The sequence below is a fragment of the Nitratireductor sp. GISD-1A_MAKvit genome (assembly GCF_040819555.1).
In the GTDB taxonomy this organism is placed as follows: Bacteria; Pseudomonadota; Alphaproteobacteria; order Rhizobiales; family Rhizobiaceae; genus Nitratireductor.
Genome location: NZ_CP161920.1, coordinates 1,842,136 through 1,858,681 on the forward strand (window position 1 = coordinate 1,842,136; position 16,546 = coordinate 1,858,681).

The following is a 16,546-nucleotide window of genomic DNA, read 5'->3' on the forward strand; positions in this document are numbered from 1 at the left end:
CTCCCTCAGTGCAGTTTGGGTGTCGGGCCGTTGCCCGTTTCATCGATCATCGCGCCGCGCTCGAAGCGGCTGAGCGTGAATGGTGCGTTGACGGGGTGAGGCTCATCCCTGGCGATCGTCCATGCAAAGGAGTAACCGGAGGCTGGCGTGGCCTTGAACCCGCCATAGCACCAGCCGCAGTTGAGATAGAGGCCGGGCAGGGGGCCTCTGGTTATGATCGGTGAACCATCCATGGACATGTCCATCACACCACCCCATGAGCGCAGAAGTCTCAGCCGCGCCACCGAGGGGAACATGGCGCAGATTTCGCTCGTCACGTCGTGCACGATGGGCATGTTGCCGCGCTGCGCGTAGGAATTGTAGAAATCGAGGCTGCCGCCAAAGACCAGCCCGCCCTTGTCGGACTGGGACATGTAGAGATGGCCCGCGCCGAACGTCACGACACAGTTCACGAATGGCTTGATGGCTTCTGAAACAAAGGCCTGAAGGACATGACTTTCGATGGGAAAACGCTCGATGCCGGCGCGCTGGAGCACACGGCCCGTGCTTCCCGCCACTGCCAGTGCCACTTTTTTGGCGCGGATGTCGCCCCGTGTGGTGGAAACGCCCGTGATCTGATCACCATCGCGCAGGAAGCCGGTAACCTCGCAATTTTCGATCAGGTCGACACCGCGCCGGTCGGCAGCGCGCGCATAACCCCAGGCGACCGCGTCATGCCGTGCGGTGCCAGCGCGCGGCTGGAACAGCCCGCCAACGATTGGAAAACGGGCCGAGGCGGAGGTGTCGAGGCCCGGAACCCTGTGTGCGATCTGTTGTGGTGAAAGCCATTCGGCATCGACACCGCCATGGCGCATCGCGTTTCCACGACGCATGAAGGCGTCTGCCTGGCCCGGGCTGTGGGCGAGGTTCAGGACGCCGCGCTGCGAGAACATCACATTGTAGTTGAGCTCATGGGAGAGGTTTTCCCATAGTTTCATCGAAAATTCGTAGAAACGGATGGATTCGGGCAAAAGATAGTTGGAGCGCACAATGGTGGTGTTGCGGCCTATATTGCCGGAGCCGAGCCAGCCCTTCTCCAGAACGGCGACGTTTGTGATGCCGTGTTCGGCTGCGAGATAATAGGCGGTTGCCAGCCCGTGCCCGCCACCGCCGATGACAATGACGTCGTAACCCGGCTTGGGATCGGGCTTGCGCCAGGCCGGTTTCCAGTCTCGATTGCCCGAGAAGGCATTTTTCAGAAGCGAAAGAGCTGAATATTCCGCCATGCGCCGCCATTCTTTTTTCCAGAACGAGACCGAAACCTATAGGACACCCCGAGCGCCGGAAGCAAATAAGGCGCCGCAGCTTTTCACAGACGCGACCTTTCATGGCTCTCGCGCTTGCTGCATGCCTGCCGCTCAGGCAATGTCTGCAGGCGGAAACCTTGTTCGAAAGCCCCTGATTCCTTGAGAAGACCGACAGAAATGTTGATGAACTTTCGCGCCCTGACAGTCTTTCTGTGCCTTGTTTTCCAGCTTGTTGCGGTGGTTCCTGCCGCCTCCCAGGGGGCTGAAAGCTTCCTGCAGAGCCAGCGCGAAAAGATATCCGAAATCGAAAGCACCGTAGGCCGGATGGAGAATGAGGTGGACGACCGTGCCACCGACGACGCGGAGCTTGTCCAGGTGCGGGTGGAGCTGGAGAAGCTGGCGCGTGAAATCTTCGATGCGAGCCTTGCGTTTCGGCCGCGCCTTTCAGAGATCAACACCCGGCTGGAACAGCTTGGCGAGCCGCGCAAGGATGGCGAACCTGCCGAACCGGTGGAGGTGACGCGCGAACGCACCCGGCTTCTGGATGAGAAGGCGCGTTTCAACGTCCTGATTGGCGATGCCGAGCGTTTGACGGTACGGATCAACGGCATTGTCGATGAGATTGCCGAACGCAGGCGCGATCTTTTCACGCAGACGCTCTCACGTCGTTATGACATCTCTTCCGCATTGAGCGCGGACGTTGCCGTCGAGTTCACACAGGAGGTGGCGCGGGTCTACAATCGCACGTCAGCCTGGCTCGTTTTCGTATTCAGGTACCGGCTGGAAGCGCTTCTGCTCGCCACGGCGCTGGCCACCATTGCTGCGTTGACGCTGTTTCTCGGCGGGCGAAGGCTTTTTGGGGACTTCATCGAACCTGACCCCACCGAAACGGATCCCACCTATCTCAGCCGGCTCTCGCTGGCGCTGTTCTCGACACTCGTTCCTTCGATGTCGATTGGCGTGTTTCTGGCATCAACATACTATTTTCTCGATTATTTCAGCCTGCTTCGCAGCGATATCGCTCCGCTGTTGTGGGCGCTGTTCTCCGTTATCATCCTGGTTTATTTCGTCTATCGTCTGGCACGCGCCATTCTTGCGCCGAGACGCCCCAACTGGCGCCTTTTGCCCGTTCGTTCGCAGGCCGCCCAGTGGCTGCTTTTGCTGGCCGTGTTTACTGCGGTTTCGACCGGTTTCGACTATTTCATGGACCAGGTTTATTCGCTGTTCGGTTCGCAGCTTTCGCTGACGGTGGCGACCAGTCTTGTGGCCACCGTGATCGTCGGGCTGCTCATCATTGCTATCGGCGGGGTGCGCCCGCTCGACGATGACGAGGGCAGGCCGAAGCAATGGCCGCTCAAATTTCGGTATCTTCTTTTTGTGCTGGGAGCGGCGATCATCGTCGCGGCAATGCTTGGCTATATCGGATTTGCGCGGTTCCTCTCGCAGCAGGCCGTGATCACGGGCGCGATTGTCTCGACAATGTATATCGGTTTTCTGGCGGCTGGCGCCATCACCTCGGAAGGTGCCTTTGCCAATTCCTGGCTGGCGCGAAAGCTGGAACGCTTCTCCGCATTCGACGAAACGGCGCTCGACCAGCTGGGGCTGATCACCGGCATGCTGATCAACGTCATCGTCGTTCTGATAGGGGTGCCGCTTATCCTGCTGCAATGGGGGTTTCGCGGTGCGGATCTGACGGCCTGGGGGTACCGGATCGCCGGTACGATTCAGGTCGGATCGCTGTCTTTTTCCATCGTCGGTATCCTCACCGGGCTTCTGGTTTTCATCATTGGGTATTTCGCGACCCGATGGCTCCAGAGCTGGCTGGATGGAAAAGTCATGGCGCGAAGCCGCATGGATTCGGGCGTGCGCAACTCCATCCGTACGGGCGTCGGCTATGTGGGCCTTGTGATCGCCGGCCTTATCGGCGTCTCGGCAGCCGGTATCAACCTTTCCAATCTGGCGCTGGTTGCCGGTGCACTTTCGCTGGGCATCGGTTTTGGCCTGCAGAACATCGTTTCGAATTTCGTTTCCGGCCTGATCCTGCTTGCCGAGCGTCCGTTCAAGGCGGGCGACTGGATCGTCGCGGGTGGAGTGTCGGGCACTGTCAAGAAGATTTCGGTGCGAGCGACCGAGATCGAGACCTTCCAGCGTCAGTCTGTCATTCTGCCGAATTCGGAGCTTATCAATGCTGCCGTCGGCAACTGGACACACCGCAACACGCTCGGGCGCATGGAGATCCCGATCGGGGTGGCCTATGGCTCGGATGTGCGCCGCGTCCATGAAATATTGCTGGAAATTGCCAGGGCGCATCCGTTGGTACTGAAAAACCCCGAACCTTTCGTGCTGTTTGCCGGATTTGGCGATTCTTCGCTCGATTTCGAGATACGCGTCTATCTTTCCGATATCCTCCTGCAACTGAACGTCCAGAACGACATCCGCTTTGCCATCGTGGATGCGTTCGAGAAGGAAGGGATCGAGATTCCGTTTCCGCAGCGCGACATTCATGTTCGTTCAGGGCTGCTTACGCCGCAGGGAGCCGGCACGGAGCCGGTCGATGAAGATATCCCTGATCAGGATGAAGCGGAGCAGGCGGACGGAGCGAAGAGGCGCCGCCGCCGCAGGGTTGACCCGGAGTAGCCGATTGCTCTTCCGACGCCGTTCAGTTGGCGTTCAGATTGAAATATCTATAAAGCTTTCAGAAAAGGCCGAGAGCCTCAACCGCTACAGGGGCGAGACAAACCGATGAAAACCATGAAGACATTCGTTCTTGCAGCCTTGATCCTGCCAGCCGCTGCGCATCCTGCTTTTACGGCCAGTGTCGTCAACCGGGACAGCGAACCCAGAACGCTCATCGTGACCGAGGGTGGTTCGCAAACCGAGGTGGTTGTGGGCGTTGGCGAGACGCTTGAATTCTGCTCCGCCGGATGTTTCGTGACAATGCCGAATGGCGACCGCGAGGTGCTGACCGGTTCGGAAACGGTTGAAATTTCCGAAGGGCGCGGTCGCGTCCGGTAACTTCCAGCTCTCCCACCGCCGGCTTGAGGCTGGCCTGAGGATTGCAAGAAATACCTTCGGCAAGCGATTGCCGAAGGTTTTTTGTTTGTGCCCGGCAGTAATCCGGCGAATTCCCTTAGGGAAACCTTAAGCCTGTTTCCGAAATCTTCTTGTGCAATCTCCCTGTATGTCTGGTGCTTCAGAATTTGGAAGCTCCTTTGGCGTAAGGCCGGTTGACGAACGATCTTGTTTTTGGGGGCTCTTATGGACGCGCGATCAGAACGCAATGCAGTGCCTTTGGCTGTCGATCTCGATGGCACGCTGATCGCGACCGATCTATTGTGGGAGAGCCTCTTCCTTTTGCTGCGCAGAAAGCCGCTGTGCCTCTTCCTTCTTCCCTTCTGGCTGGCGGGTGGAAAGGCTCGACTGAAATGCGAGATCGCCTCACGCATCGAACTTGACGCCGCAGGACTGCCTTATCGTCAGGATCTTCTGGCACAGCTTCGCAAGGACAGGGCGGAAGGACGGCGCATTGTGCTTGCGACGGCTTCGCCCAAGAAGTTCGCTGATGCGATTGCTGCGCATCTTGGGGTGTTCGATGAGGTGATTTCGACCGAACCGGGGCGAAACATGGCCTCCGGCATGAAGCGGGATGCCCTCGTGGCAGCCTATGGCGATGGTGGTTTTGACTATGCGGGAAACAGCCGTGCCGACGTGGCGGTCTTCGATGCGGCGCGCAGTGCCATGGTCGTCGCACCCGATCGTGCGGCTGCGCGCTGGCACGCAGCCAACGGGGGAGAGCTTCTGGAAGCGACGAAGCCCACCTTCAAGACCTATGTGAAAATGCTGAGGGTGCATCAATGGCTGAAAAACAGCCTGATCTTCGTGCCCATGATCCTCAGCCACGAGTATTTCAATGGAGAACTGCTGACGCTTGGAATACTTGCCTTCATTGCCTTCAGCACGGCAGCTTCGGCCATCTACATATTGAACGATTTCTTCGATCTAGGACTGGATCGCCGGCACCCGACGAAGAAAAACAGGCCGTTTGCGAGCGGCGTTCTTTCGATTCCGTTCGGGCTTTTCGCGATGATCGGCCTGTTGGCCATCAGCGCCGTGACAGCGCTCTTTCTGCCGCCGCTTTTCGGGCTCGTTCTTTTCGCCTATCTGATTGCAACCACCGCCTACTCCCTTTCGCTCAAGCGCATGCTTCTGATCGACGTTCTGACGCTGGCGGGGCTCTATACGCTGCGCATTCTCGCAGGTAGCGCTGCGACGACCATCGGGGTGTCGTTCTGGCTACTGGCGTTTTCGGTGTTCTTCTTCCTGTCCCTCGCCCTGGTCAAACGCTTTGTGGAGCTTCGTTCCACCGAACTGCCAGCGGGCGAACGGATCGCGGGGCGCGGCTATCGCACTGAAGACCAGGACGTGGTCGCTCAGGCCGGGATGGCCTCGGCCTTCTCTTCCGCGATGGTTCTGGCCCTGTATATCGAGAGCAGCGCGGTGCGTGAACTTTACGAAAAGCCATGGCTGATCTGGCCGTTGTGTCCGATCGTGCTCTACATCACGATCCGCATGTGGATCCTCGCCCGGCGTGATGAAATGCACGACGATCCGATCGTCTTCATCATCAGCGACTGGCGCAGCCAGCTTTTCGGACTCCTCGGTGCGGTGCTCCTCTTTTCGGCGGGGCTTTGATGCATGGCTGACTATTCGGCATTCGGGCTGGTCCGCAAAACCCGTGCGCAGGTTGTCGGTGCGCAGGACGCTGTCGAGCGTCTTCGCGCAGGGACGGGGCTGCCGTCGTCAATGCTGCCTTTTGGCAATGGGCGTTCCTATGGCGACACATGCCTGAACGATGAAGGCGTTCTGATCGACATGCGCTCCATGAACCGTGTGCTGGCATTCGATCCCGAGAGCGGACTGTTGACGGCCGAGGCCGGCCTCATGTTGTCGGATCTGATTGCTCATGTCGGGCCGAAGGGCTGGTTTCCCGCAGTGGTGCCTGGAACACGGTTCGTCACGCTGGGCGGAGCGATCGCCAATGACGTGCATGGCAAAAACCATCACCGGAGGGGTACTTTTGGCTGCCATGTGGTTTCCTTCACGCTGCTGCGCTCCGATGGCGAGACGCGCCGCTGCAGTGAAGAGGAGAATGCGGAACTGTTTCGCGCGACCATTGGCGGCATGGGCCTGACAGGCATGATTCTTGAGGCGACGGTCCGGTTGATGAAGGTCGCCTCCGTTGATGTGAACGAGCAGGTGCGTGGCTTTTCCGGGCTCGACGAATATTTCGATCTGGCTGAGGATGCCGATGCCGAAAACGAATACGCCGTGGCCTGGCTTGATCAGCTTGCTTCGGGCGCAGGCGCGGGCAGGGGGTTCCTGCTGACGGCGAACCATGCCGAAGACGGACCCGTATATGTTGCTCCGACCAGGCGCCGCCTCACGGTTCCGTTCAGGCCACCGGTCAATCTCCTCAATCGCTGGTCCCTGACGCTGTTCAATCGTGCGTTCGCGTGGAGCAAGGCGCGGACGCAGGGTGTTCGCCGGTCCTCGTTTGAAAGCTATTTCTTCCCGCTCGATGCGGTCGGTCACTGGAACAGGCTTTACGGTCCCCGTGGGCTGCTGCAGCACCAGTGCGTGGTGCCGTTCGAGGCAGCGCGCGAGACGATCCCGGCCATGCTTGCGGCAGCACGCGAGGCAGGACAGGCGTCGTTCCTCACGGTGCTGAAGCGCTTCGGCGATGTTGCCTCACCCGGCATTCTTTCGTTTCCGAGGCCCGGCTATACGCTGACGCTCGATTTTTCCAATTCAGGTGCGGCCACGCATGGACTGTTCGAGCGCCTCGACCGGATGACGGTGGAGGCCGGCGGTGCGGTTAATCCTTACAAGGATGCCCGTATGGGGGCGGCCCTTTTCGAAGCGTCCTTTCCATGCTGGCGCGATCTCGAAGCCAAGCGTGACCCGGCTTTCCTCTCAGACTTCTGGCGGCGCACCGCGCAGCAGCTTCCGGCCACGGCCGCAGGAGGGCGCGATGCCGCCGAATGAACGATCACGATCCGGCGACAAGCCGGTACTTCACGCAATGGATGCAATTTGTCTCAGGCGCTTCACCTTTTGTTTGCATGCTGGCGCTAGGACGGACAAGGGCGGGAAACGATGAAATACATACCCTTCATACTCTTTACGGTGATGACCAACGCTGCGGCGCAGCTCATGCTGAAACACGGCATGATGACGCTTGGCGAATTGAGCTTTGCCGGAGCCAATCCGATCCTGAAGATCCTTCAGATCGTCTTTAGTCCATGGGTGTTTGCAGGGCTGTGCGTTTTCGTCATTTCCATGGCCTCGCACCTCTACGTGCTTTCGAAGGTCGATCTGTCCTTCGCCTATCCGTTTTTGAGCCTTGCCTATGTGGCGGTCGCGGTGTTCGCCTATCTGCTCTTCAAGGAAGACCTGAACACCTATCGCATCGCCGGCATTGCGCTGATCTGCGTTGGCACAGCGCTGATCGCGCAGAGCGGCCGCGAGATGCCCGAAGAACAGGCAGCGCTCGGCAAAGACAAACCTCAGTCCGAAAGGTCGATGATTCAATGAGACATATCATTTTTGGCGGTGACGGCTTTGTCGGCCGTCATCTGGCACCCAAGCTCGTGGCCGATGGCGAAGAGGTGATCGTCGCCGACATCGTGAAGAGCGAGCTGCCGCATTATGGTCAGGTGGCGTTTGTCCATTGCGATGTGACCGACCCGGCCTCGATCGAGGCATTGGGGATGAAAGCCGACGACATGGTCTACAACCTGTCGGCCAAGATGCTGTCGCCGATCCAGGTGCGCGCCAAGCGGCATGATTTTTTCTATCCGGTGAACTATCACGGCACCGTCAACATCATCGAGGCGATGGACAAGGCGGGCGCGAAAAATCTCGTCCACTTTACCACCGACATGATCTACGGCCACACCGTCACCTATCCGATGACGGAGGATCACCCGGTTTCGCCGCTCGGCGAATATGGCCAGTCCAAGCTCGACACCGAAGTGCTGGCAGCCGAATGGCGCAAGCGCGGCATGAACATTTCGCTGTTCCGCCCGCGCCTCATCATCGGGCCGGGACGTCTGGGCATTCTGGAAAAGCTCTTCAAGCTGGTCGACATGAACCTGCCGGTGCCGATGATCGGTGCAGGCAAGAACCCCTATCAGTTCATCTCCGTGTTCGACTGCGCGGAAGCCGCGCGTCTTGCGTGGAAGGCGGGTGTGCCGAACGAAGCCTACAATCTCGGCTCGATCAACCCGCCGCCGGTGCGCAAGCTGCTTGGCGATCTGGTGAAGCATGCAGGCTCGAAATCGCTGCTTTTGCCCACGCCGGGCTGGGCCGTGAAGCGCACTCTGGATCTTCTGGACTGGATGAACATGCCACTCATGGATCCGGAGCAGTATCTGATCGCCGACGAGATGTGCGTGCTCGACGTTTCCAAGGGCGAGCGCGACCTCGGCTGGGTGCCGCAATACAATGACGGCGACATGCTGATCGCCGCCTATGACGAATATCGTGCCAAGAAATCCGGGCAGGCCGTTGGCGCCAGCCAGGTTCCGGCCGAATAGGGGAGGTCGCCATGACCGTCGTGACAAAGACTGAAACAGAAGGGGCAAGGCCCGTGATGGACGCACCTGACCTTGCACCCAAGGCAATCGTGAAGCCCGATCTTCTCACCGTGGAAGATGCCAAGGGATTGAGCGTGGAGAAGATGACCGACCTGTTCAAGGCGCATCTGAACCCCGGTCAGCTTCATTTCATGAAGCTGCTTGGCTTCCACAAGATCAAGATCGAGAGCGCGGAGGGAATGTATTACATCGACCAGAACGGTCGAAAGATCCTCGATTTCTTCGGCGGTTTCGGTTCGCTCGCCTTTGGCCACAATCATCCGCGCATTCTCGAGGCGCGCAAGAAATTCCAGGATGAGAAGCGCCACGAGATCGCCATCGCCTTCATGTCGCAATACGCGACGGCACTGGCGGCCAATCTGGCCGCCTGCTCGCCGGGCGAGCTCGACATGGTGTTTCTTGGCTCATCGGGCTCCGAGGCGATGGAATCGGCCATCAAGCTTGCCGAGCGCGCGGCCGGACCCAAACGTCCGAAGGTCGTCTATGCGGAAAATTCCTTCCATGGCAAGACCAAGGGCGTGCTCACCATCACAGATGGCAATCTCTACCGTGCCGAGTTCCGCCTGACGGACAACACGGTGCGTGTGCCTTTCGGCGATATCGACGCCATCGAAACGGCTTTCCGCACCGATCCGGAAATTGGCGCAATCGTTCTTGAAACGGTGCAGGGCGGCGGCGGCATCAACGAGGCGCCACGTGAATTCTGGCAGAAACTGCGCCAGCTCTGCGACCAGTATGGTGTGATCTGGGTGGCCGACGAGGTTCAGTGCGGCTATGGGCGCACGGGCCGGTTCTACGCGTTTGAACATTATGACGTGGTGCCGGACATTACCGCGCTCGCGAAGTCGCTGGGGGGCCGGCAAGGCGGCCATGGCGGCGATGATTGCCAAGCGTGAGATTTACATGAAGGCCTACGGCACGCCGAAGACGGCGATGATCCATGCCATGGCCACGTTTGGCGGCATCGGTGAGGCCTGTGCCACGGCCATCGAGGGCACCAATGTGCTCTATGACGAGGCGCTGATGGAGAATGCCGAAAGCACCGGGGCCTATCTGGTCGAGCGGCTCAACGCGCTGAAGGACAAGTATCCGCGCATCATCAAGGACATTCGCGGTCGTGGCTGCATGGTCGGGCTCGAATTCCACGATTTCTCGCAGACGCTGCCGGCGGTTCTGCGCCCGGTGGTGGGCGTGCTGGACGAGAAGCTGAAAGGCTCGCTCTCGGGCTTCGTGGGTGCTCTCCTTCTGCGAGACTACGATGTGCTGGTGGCCTTTACCGAGTACAACCGCAATGTCATCCGGCTTCTGCCGCCGCTCATCATGCAGAAGGAGCACGTGGACCAGCTGGTGGATTCGCTCGACGCGCTGCTTGGCCGCGGTGTCGTTTCCATCGTGAAGGATTTCGTCAAAAGCCAGGTGAAGTAAGCCCCTGCATCTGACAGGATGAGTCAGGGATGCCTTTCAAGGCTCTGAAAAGTTTAGGAATAGCGCCTCTCGCGCGACAACTGGCCGGGCTTGTCCCGGCCTTCTTTTTTGGCCTGCAATGACGCGGGCGGATGAAGGGCTTTGCCCGACGCCGATGCCTATTCGATCAGGTCTGCCATGCGCGGGCTCAGATAGGCGTCGAAGCACTCGCTCAGCACGATACGCTCGTGGTCCTGCATGGCAGGGGCGTAGATCTTCAGAAGATCCGCATTGGCCGTGGTGAGCGGGCAGGTGGGGTGAAGGATGAGATCCGTCTGTCGCACGGCTTCCAGAGCATCGGCGTCCGGCGGAGGGACGGCGCGTGTCGGATCTGCACCTATGGCCACATGAAGTGGCGCCTGACGGTCGAGAAGCCATGGAAAGGGATTGACGAAATTCAGGTTGAGGACGGTTTCGAACGTGATGCCCTGTTCGGACTCCAGTTCGCGGATGGCGTCGATGGCTCCGTCCATGGCCATGAGGTGAACGGCCTGAAAGTCGAACTCCGAATAGTACATATAGGCAGGCAGTTCCTGAATGCGGATGAAGTCGGCATAGGTTTCGCGGTGCCGGATATAGAAATCGAACATCTTTTCGGAACGTCGAAGGACCTCGGGGCGCATGTTGACGCGTCCCAGCGTTTTCAGATTGCGGTTGGGAAGCTCCACATTCTTGATCGCGCCGATATAGGTGCGGGCGGCGCGCTCCACCGTGTTGACCAGTGGGGGTAGTGCTGCGGCCGCGGCCAAGGCGACTGCGACCAGAAAGGCCGGGCTGCGTGCCGTTTCGGTTTTCCAGAGCCGGGTGAGGGCGGGAAGCATCGCAGGCCAAATGAAGATGAGTGCCTGGCTTCCGGTGTTCTGAGTTTCGAAGAAAATGCCGGCAATGAGCACCGCCATGATCCAGAGGGCCTCATGGTCAATGATGCTTGCGATGCCCGAGAGGCTCCGCGAGCGGAGTTTCTCAAAAAGGCGCGCGCGATCGTGGAAGAGCAGGGCGAACGCCAGAAGGCCTGCCGGAGCGACAATGCCGAATGTGTGGGACGCGGCCTGAAGGAAACGTGGCAGAAGGCTTCCCTCATTCATCACCACCAGTGCCAGAATATCGACGAAATAGTTGAGCGTGAAACCGCTTGCGGCTTCCAGGATACCAAGGATGCCGAGGAACAGAACGGCTGACGTGACAGCGGTTCGCAGGGTGACGCGGCCTGCTGCAAAGGCAAAGGCGCAAAGCAGACCGCCGGAAACGAAACCGGTAATCTTTGTGAGGAAAAGCCCGGTCATGCCGGCTACGATGGAGATGAGCAGGAGACGCTGGTCTCGCAGATAGACGAGAGCCACGGTGAGAACGTAGAGAAGCTGGCAGACCTGCCTGTTGTAGATGCCGAACCCGTCTGAGCCGGGGAAGGAATAGAACTCCCGGGTGTTGAAAGGCAGGATCGCGAAGACGAGAAATGGCAGGAGCAGTGCAAGCGCCGTCCTGCGTGATCTTTGATCCACCTGCCAGAGTGCCAGCGCCATCAGCGGGGCAGTGACGGCAAAGAGCGACCAGTGGACAAGAAGCAGCGGTTGCGCGTTTGCGAAGAGCTTTACGCCGCCGGCAAACATATAATAACCGAGCGGCCCCACCGGCGCGAAGAAATCCGTCGCCGGAACCTGACCGGAAAAGAGCCTGTTGGCGGCGTCGAAATAGATGAAAAGATCCCAGTACATGGGACCGATCGGCACGTTCAGGGGCAGGGCGAGAAACAGCATCATGACGAGCGCGGTGATGGCGAGAATTGAAACCGGGCCTGTCAGCCAGCCACGCCGCTTCGATGAACCTACGTGTTCGACCACCATTGTCATGTATGCCCCGCAAACAAACATCCTGAAGTTGCTGCCGGTTTTACCGGAGAGGCGGTGAAAAGAAGTTAATCGGACGGGCAAAGCGGGCGTTTTTCCGAGGGGCAGGCGCGTTCAACAGGTTCTGACCCGAATGACGCGCGCCGCTTCTGCGATGTCGCATTCAGGCAAAGCAGCCGTATCCCCTGCAGACTAGGATCGGTTTCGGTCACAGCTGTTGTCCAGCCTGCCTGCCTGGCCCGGCCGGAGAGCGATGCAGGGGAGTGAGAGCATGAAGGCGAATGCGCGGGCGGTTGTCATCGGCGGCGGTGTTGTGGGCGTGTCGACGCTCTATCACCTGGCCAAAAAAGGCTGGGCGGATGTGGTGCTGCTCGAGCGCAAGGAGCTGACATCCGGTTCCACCTGGCATGCCGCCGGCCTTCTGCCGCTGTTCAACATGAGCTATTCGGTCGGGCAGATTCACAAATACTCGGTGAAATTCTATCAGGAGCTGCAGGAGGAAACCGGTATGAATGTCGGCTTCACCCAGTGCTCCAACATTCGTCTTGCGCGCACGAAAGATCGCTGGGACGAGTACATGTATTATGCCGGTATCGCCGAAACCATCGGTATTCCGGTCAAAATCCTGACGCCCGAGCAGGTGAAGGAGATCTGGCCGCTTTGCGAGACCGATGGGCTGCTCGGCGCGATCCAGCATCCCGACGACGGCTATATCCAGCCGGCCGACCTGACACAGGCGCTGGCCAAGGGAGCGCGCGACCTCGGCGCCACCATCTATCGCAACACCGCCGTGACGGCGATTTCGCAGGGTGAGGATGGGTCCTGGACGGTGACCACCGACAAGGGCGAGATTGCCTGCGAGCACGTTATCTCATGCACCGGCAATTTCGCCCGCAGGACGGGCACCATGGTTGGGCTCGACGTGCCCGTGATCCCGGTAGAGCACCAGTACATCGTCACCGAACCGCACCCGGCAATCGTCGCACGAAGGAAGGAAGGCTTGCCGGAGATGGGGGTGCTGCGCGAAAGCGATTCCTCCTGGTACATGCGCGAGGAAAATGGCGGCCTTCTGCTTGGCCCTTACGAGCTGGGCGCACCCTGCTGCTATGTGGACGGCCCGACCGACGACAGCGAATACGAGCTGTTTCAGGAGGATCTGGAACGTCTCATGCCCTATGTGGAGACGGCGATCGAGCGTGTTCCGGCGTTCGGAGAAGTGGGGATCAAGAAGATCTACAATGGCGCAATCGCCTATACGCCCGACGGTTCGCCGATCATCGGCCCGGCGCCGGGACTGAAAAATTTCTGGCTCAATGAGGGGCATTCTTTCGGGGTTACGGCGGCTGGCGGTGCCGGCTGGCAGCTTGCCGAATGGATCGTCGAGGGCGAACCGTCAATCGACATGATGGGCGTCGACCCGCGCCGTTTCGGCCCCTATGCGACCGAGGGTTATCTGCGCGAGAAGAACGAGGAGGCCTATGCCAACGTCTTCACCGTGCACTATCCCGATGAGGAACGGTCCGCTGGGCGGCCCCTGAAGACCACGCCGAGCTATGAGCGCATGAAACGGCTGGGTGCCGTGTTCGGATCTGTCTATGGCTGGGAGCGGCCCAACTGGTTTGCGCCGGAAGGCTATCAGGTTCCGGAAGGTGAACCGGGGGGCGGGGCGGATGTGCTTTTGAAGCACAATCATGCGCCGGCGCTGGACGATGGCCGCGTGGTCGAGAAATGGTCGTTCCGCCGCTCCAACTATTTTGAGCATGTCGGCAACGAGGTGAAGAATGTTCACGAGAATGTGGGTCTTCTCGACATGTCGGCCTTTGCCAAGATCGAGGTTTCGGGACCGGGGGCAAGGGTTTGGCTCGACAGCATTTTTGCCAATCGCATACCGAAGAAACAGGGGCGTGTCGCGCTGTGCCATCTCTTGACGAAGAATGGCGGGGTTCGCTCGGAGTTCACGGTTTATGAATGGAAGCCAAGGCGGTTTTATCTGGTCTCGGCCGGCGCCTACGAGGCGCATGATCACGACGTTCTTTTAAAGCTTCTTCCCACTGACGGGTCGGTCATCCTGCGGCCGATCACGCAACAATATGGTGTGTTCGTTCTGGCTGGTCCAAGAAGCCGCGACGTGTTGCGCAGGCTCACCCGCGCGGACCTCGCCAACGCGGCGTTCCCCTGGCTTTCGGGGAAGGAGGTCTCCATCGGACGCGCCAATGCGCATGCGCTGCGTGTGAACTTCGTCGGTGAGCTTGGCTGGGAACTGCACCATCCGATCGAGCAGCAGAACCTGATCTTCGACCTCATCATGGAGGCGGGTGCGGAATTCGGCATCAAGCCCTTCGGCATTCGCGCCATGACGGCAATGGCAATCGAAAAGAGCTATCGCCTCATCCCGCGCGAACTCTCCATTGAATATACGGCCTGGGAAAGCGGGCTCGACCGGTTCGTCCATCCCGAGAAAGGGGATTTCATCGGCCGGGAGGCGCTACTCAGGCAGCGCGAAACGGGGTTAAACTGGACCTACGTCACGCTCGAGGTTGGCAGTATCATTGACGCCGATGCGCGGGGCAATGAGGCAATCTACCGGGCGGGCAAGCTTGTGGGGCGAGCCACCCATGGCGGCTATGGCTGGCGTGTTGGCAAAAGCCTGGCTCTGGCCATGGTCCGCCCCGAATTCGCTGCCGAAGGGACGGAGCTTGAGATCAGGATTTTGGGCGAGCTTCATCCGGCACGGGTTATCGGAGAAAGTCCGTTCGATCCGGAGAACACCGCGCTGCGCGCCGATGGCTGATGACTTCCGGCGTGTTTCGCGCCTCTTCAGATGGGCAAGACAGGGCGAATACGCCAAAATGCGGGATTTGTATGCGGCGGATCATGCGCTAGACTGAGCCATGCGCAGGTCATCAAAGGCTCGGCGAATTCGTAGAAGCTGCTTGAGTGCAGCTTTCGCCGGAATTTTGAGCGCTTTTCTAGCTCACCCACCGCCAGCGAAAGCCCAGGAAATCGTTGATGTCCAGCTCGTTCTGGCTGTCGATGTCTCGCTGTCCATGTCGGCGGGCGAACTGGAGATACAGCGCCGCGGATATGCAGAAGCCCTTGTTCACGATGAGGTCGTGAACGCGATTCTGAGCGGATTGCATGGAAAAATTGCCGTGACCTATTTTGAATGGGCAGGCCATTTTTCGCAGCGCGTGATCATTCCCTGGACCCGGATCGCTTCTGCCGATGACGCCCAGCGTGTGGCCGAGCAATTGTCGGCCACCCCTCCTGGCAGTGCGCGTCGGACTTCCATCTCGGGTGCGCTCGATTTTGCCGGTGATCTGCTGGCTGAAAGCGGGTTCCGGGGGCTGCGTCGTGTGGTGGATGTTTCCGGTGATGGTCCCAACAATCAGGGTGACCCGGTGGTGCCGGCACGGGACCGGCTGGTGGATATGGGCATCACCATCAACGGACTGCCCCTGATGACCAATGGCGGGCTGACCACCAGTTTCGACGTCAAGGATCTCGACACCTATTATCGGAACTGTGTGATCGGAGGGCCGGGCGCTTTTGTTGTCCCGGTCAATGAGTGGTCACAGTTTCCGCAAGCCATTCGGCGCAAACTGGTGCTGGAGCTGGCAGATGCGAAAAAGCACGAACCGAAGGTGGTGCTTGCCCAGTTTCATAGTGCCTACGACTGTCTTGTCGGTGAAAAGATGTGGCGGGATCGCTCCTGGATGTGGCGCGATCCCTGAGGGGTTCACAGCCGGGCTGCGAGCTCTTCGAGCTGCTCGGCACATTGGCCCCAGCCCTCGTGGAAGCCCATTTTTTCATGCGCTTGGCGATCCTCCGCGTTCCAGTGTCTTGCCCTGGCGATATAGCGTGTCTTGCCTTCGCCAGCGTCTTCGAGGGTGAGGATCATGGTCATGAATGGTTTTTGAGCGGGTTTCCATGCCTCGGTGAAGGCATCGGTTGTGACGATCTTCTCGTTCTCGATCACCTCAAGAAACACGCCCGGGTTGGGATACTCATTGCCATCGGGGTCTTTCATGACCACCAGACTGGAGCCACCCGGGCGCGCGTCCATTTCCACCTTCGAGATCGTCCAGGGTCTCGGCACGAACCATTGCTTGAGGAGCTCTGGCTCTGTCCAGGCGCGGAAGATCTTTTCGCGGGGCGCGGCGATGATGCGCGCCAGAACCAGTTCGTTTTCGGTAGACGGTGTGACGTCGATGGTCGTGGTCATTGTGGTGCTTTCCAGTGGTTGTTCGTGCTGCGAGGACGAATGGTGCGCCCTCTATCCGACATGGAGAGC

General features: G+C 59.4%; 11 protein-coding genes and 1 pseudogene. 9 read left to right on the forward strand and 3 right to left on the reverse strand.

From position 1 onward, the window contains the following. Positions 1–5: 5 nt before the first annotated feature. A complete protein-coding gene (locus tag AB2N04_RS10100) occupies positions 6–1,265 on the reverse strand; it encodes a sarcosine oxidase subunit beta family protein (protein ID WP_367718640.1) in 1,260 nt (419 codons plus the stop codon). 204 nt (positions 1,266–1,469) lie between these two features. Here AB2N04_RS10100 and AB2N04_RS10105 point away from each other — a divergent pair, with 204 nt between their 5' ends. The 7 genes and pseudogenes from AB2N04_RS10105 (at position 1,470) to AB2N04_RS10135 (ending at position 10,369) form a co-directional block, all read left to right on the forward strand. Continuing rightward, entirely contained in the window at positions 1,470–3,923 is a 2,454-nt protein-coding gene (locus AB2N04_RS10105; RefSeq protein WP_367718641.1) for a mechanosensitive ion channel domain-containing protein, read from the forward strand. A gap of 114 nt (positions 3,924–4,037) precedes the next feature. Continuing rightward, positions 4,038–4,301 carry a hypothetical protein gene (locus tag AB2N04_RS10110; protein ID WP_367718778.1) on the forward strand — a complete coding sequence of 88 codons (264 nt, stop codon included), beginning with the start codon at positions 4,038–4,040 and terminating at the stop codon, positions 4,299–4,301. 243 nt (positions 4,302–4,544) lie between these two features. After that, positions 4,545–5,978, forward strand: a complete 1,434-nt coding sequence (locus AB2N04_RS10115) for a UbiA family prenyltransferase (protein ID WP_367718642.1) — start codon at positions 4,545–4,547, stop codon at positions 5,976–5,978. A gap of 3 nt (positions 5,979–5,981) precedes the next feature. Next, complete coding sequence (locus AB2N04_RS10120; protein ID WP_367718643.1) at positions 5,982–7,331, forward strand: FAD-binding protein; 1,350 nt, start codon at positions 5,982–5,984, stop codon at positions 7,329–7,331. A gap of 111 nt (positions 7,332–7,442) precedes the next feature. Then, complete coding sequence (locus tag AB2N04_RS10125; RefSeq protein ID WP_367718644.1) at positions 7,443–7,880, forward strand: EamA family transporter; 438 nt, start codon at positions 7,443–7,445, stop codon at positions 7,878–7,880. Further along, the gene (locus AB2N04_RS10130; RefSeq protein ID WP_367718645.1) at positions 7,877–8,884 is read left to right on the forward strand and encodes an NAD-dependent epimerase/dehydratase family protein; all 1,008 of its coding nucleotides are present in this window, start codon (positions 7,877–7,879) and stop codon (positions 8,882–8,884) included. Before AB2N04_RS10125 ends, AB2N04_RS10130 begins: the two co-directional genes overlap by 4 nt. Before the next feature lie 56 nt (positions 8,885–8,940). After that, positions 8,941–10,369: pseudogene (locus AB2N04_RS10135) on the forward strand (aspartate aminotransferase family protein). 158 nt (positions 10,370–10,527) lie between these two features. On the opposite strand, the gene AB2N04_RS10140 reads toward AB2N04_RS10135, so the two are convergent. Continuing rightward, on the reverse strand, positions 10,528–12,249 hold the full coding sequence (locus tag AB2N04_RS10140; protein WP_367718646.1) for a hypothetical protein: 1,722 nt from the start codon (positions 12,247–12,249) through the stop codon (positions 10,528–10,530). 274 nt (positions 12,250–12,523) lie between these two features. Here AB2N04_RS10140 and AB2N04_RS10145 point away from each other — a divergent pair, with 274 nt between their 5' ends. Both AB2N04_RS10145 and AB2N04_RS10150 read left to right on the forward strand, forming a co-directional pair. Continuing rightward, positions 12,524–15,043 (forward strand): FAD-dependent oxidoreductase, encoded by a 2,520-nt coding sequence (locus tag AB2N04_RS10145; RefSeq protein WP_367718647.1) that lies wholly within the window; start codon positions 12,524–12,526, stop codon positions 15,041–15,043. A 142-nt stretch (positions 15,044–15,185) separates the two neighbouring features. Beyond that, entirely contained in the window at positions 15,186–15,986 is an 801-nt protein-coding gene (locus AB2N04_RS10150) for a DUF1194 domain-containing protein (protein ID WP_367718648.1), read from the forward strand. Between the two features lie 5 nt (positions 15,987–15,991). Here AB2N04_RS10150 and AB2N04_RS10155 read toward each other — a convergent pair whose 3' ends face one another. After that, positions 15,992–16,477, reverse strand: a complete 486-nt coding sequence (locus tag AB2N04_RS10155) for an SRPBCC family protein (protein ID WP_367718649.1) — start codon at positions 16,475–16,477, stop codon at positions 15,992–15,994. Positions 16,478–16,546 lie beyond the last annotated feature (69 nt).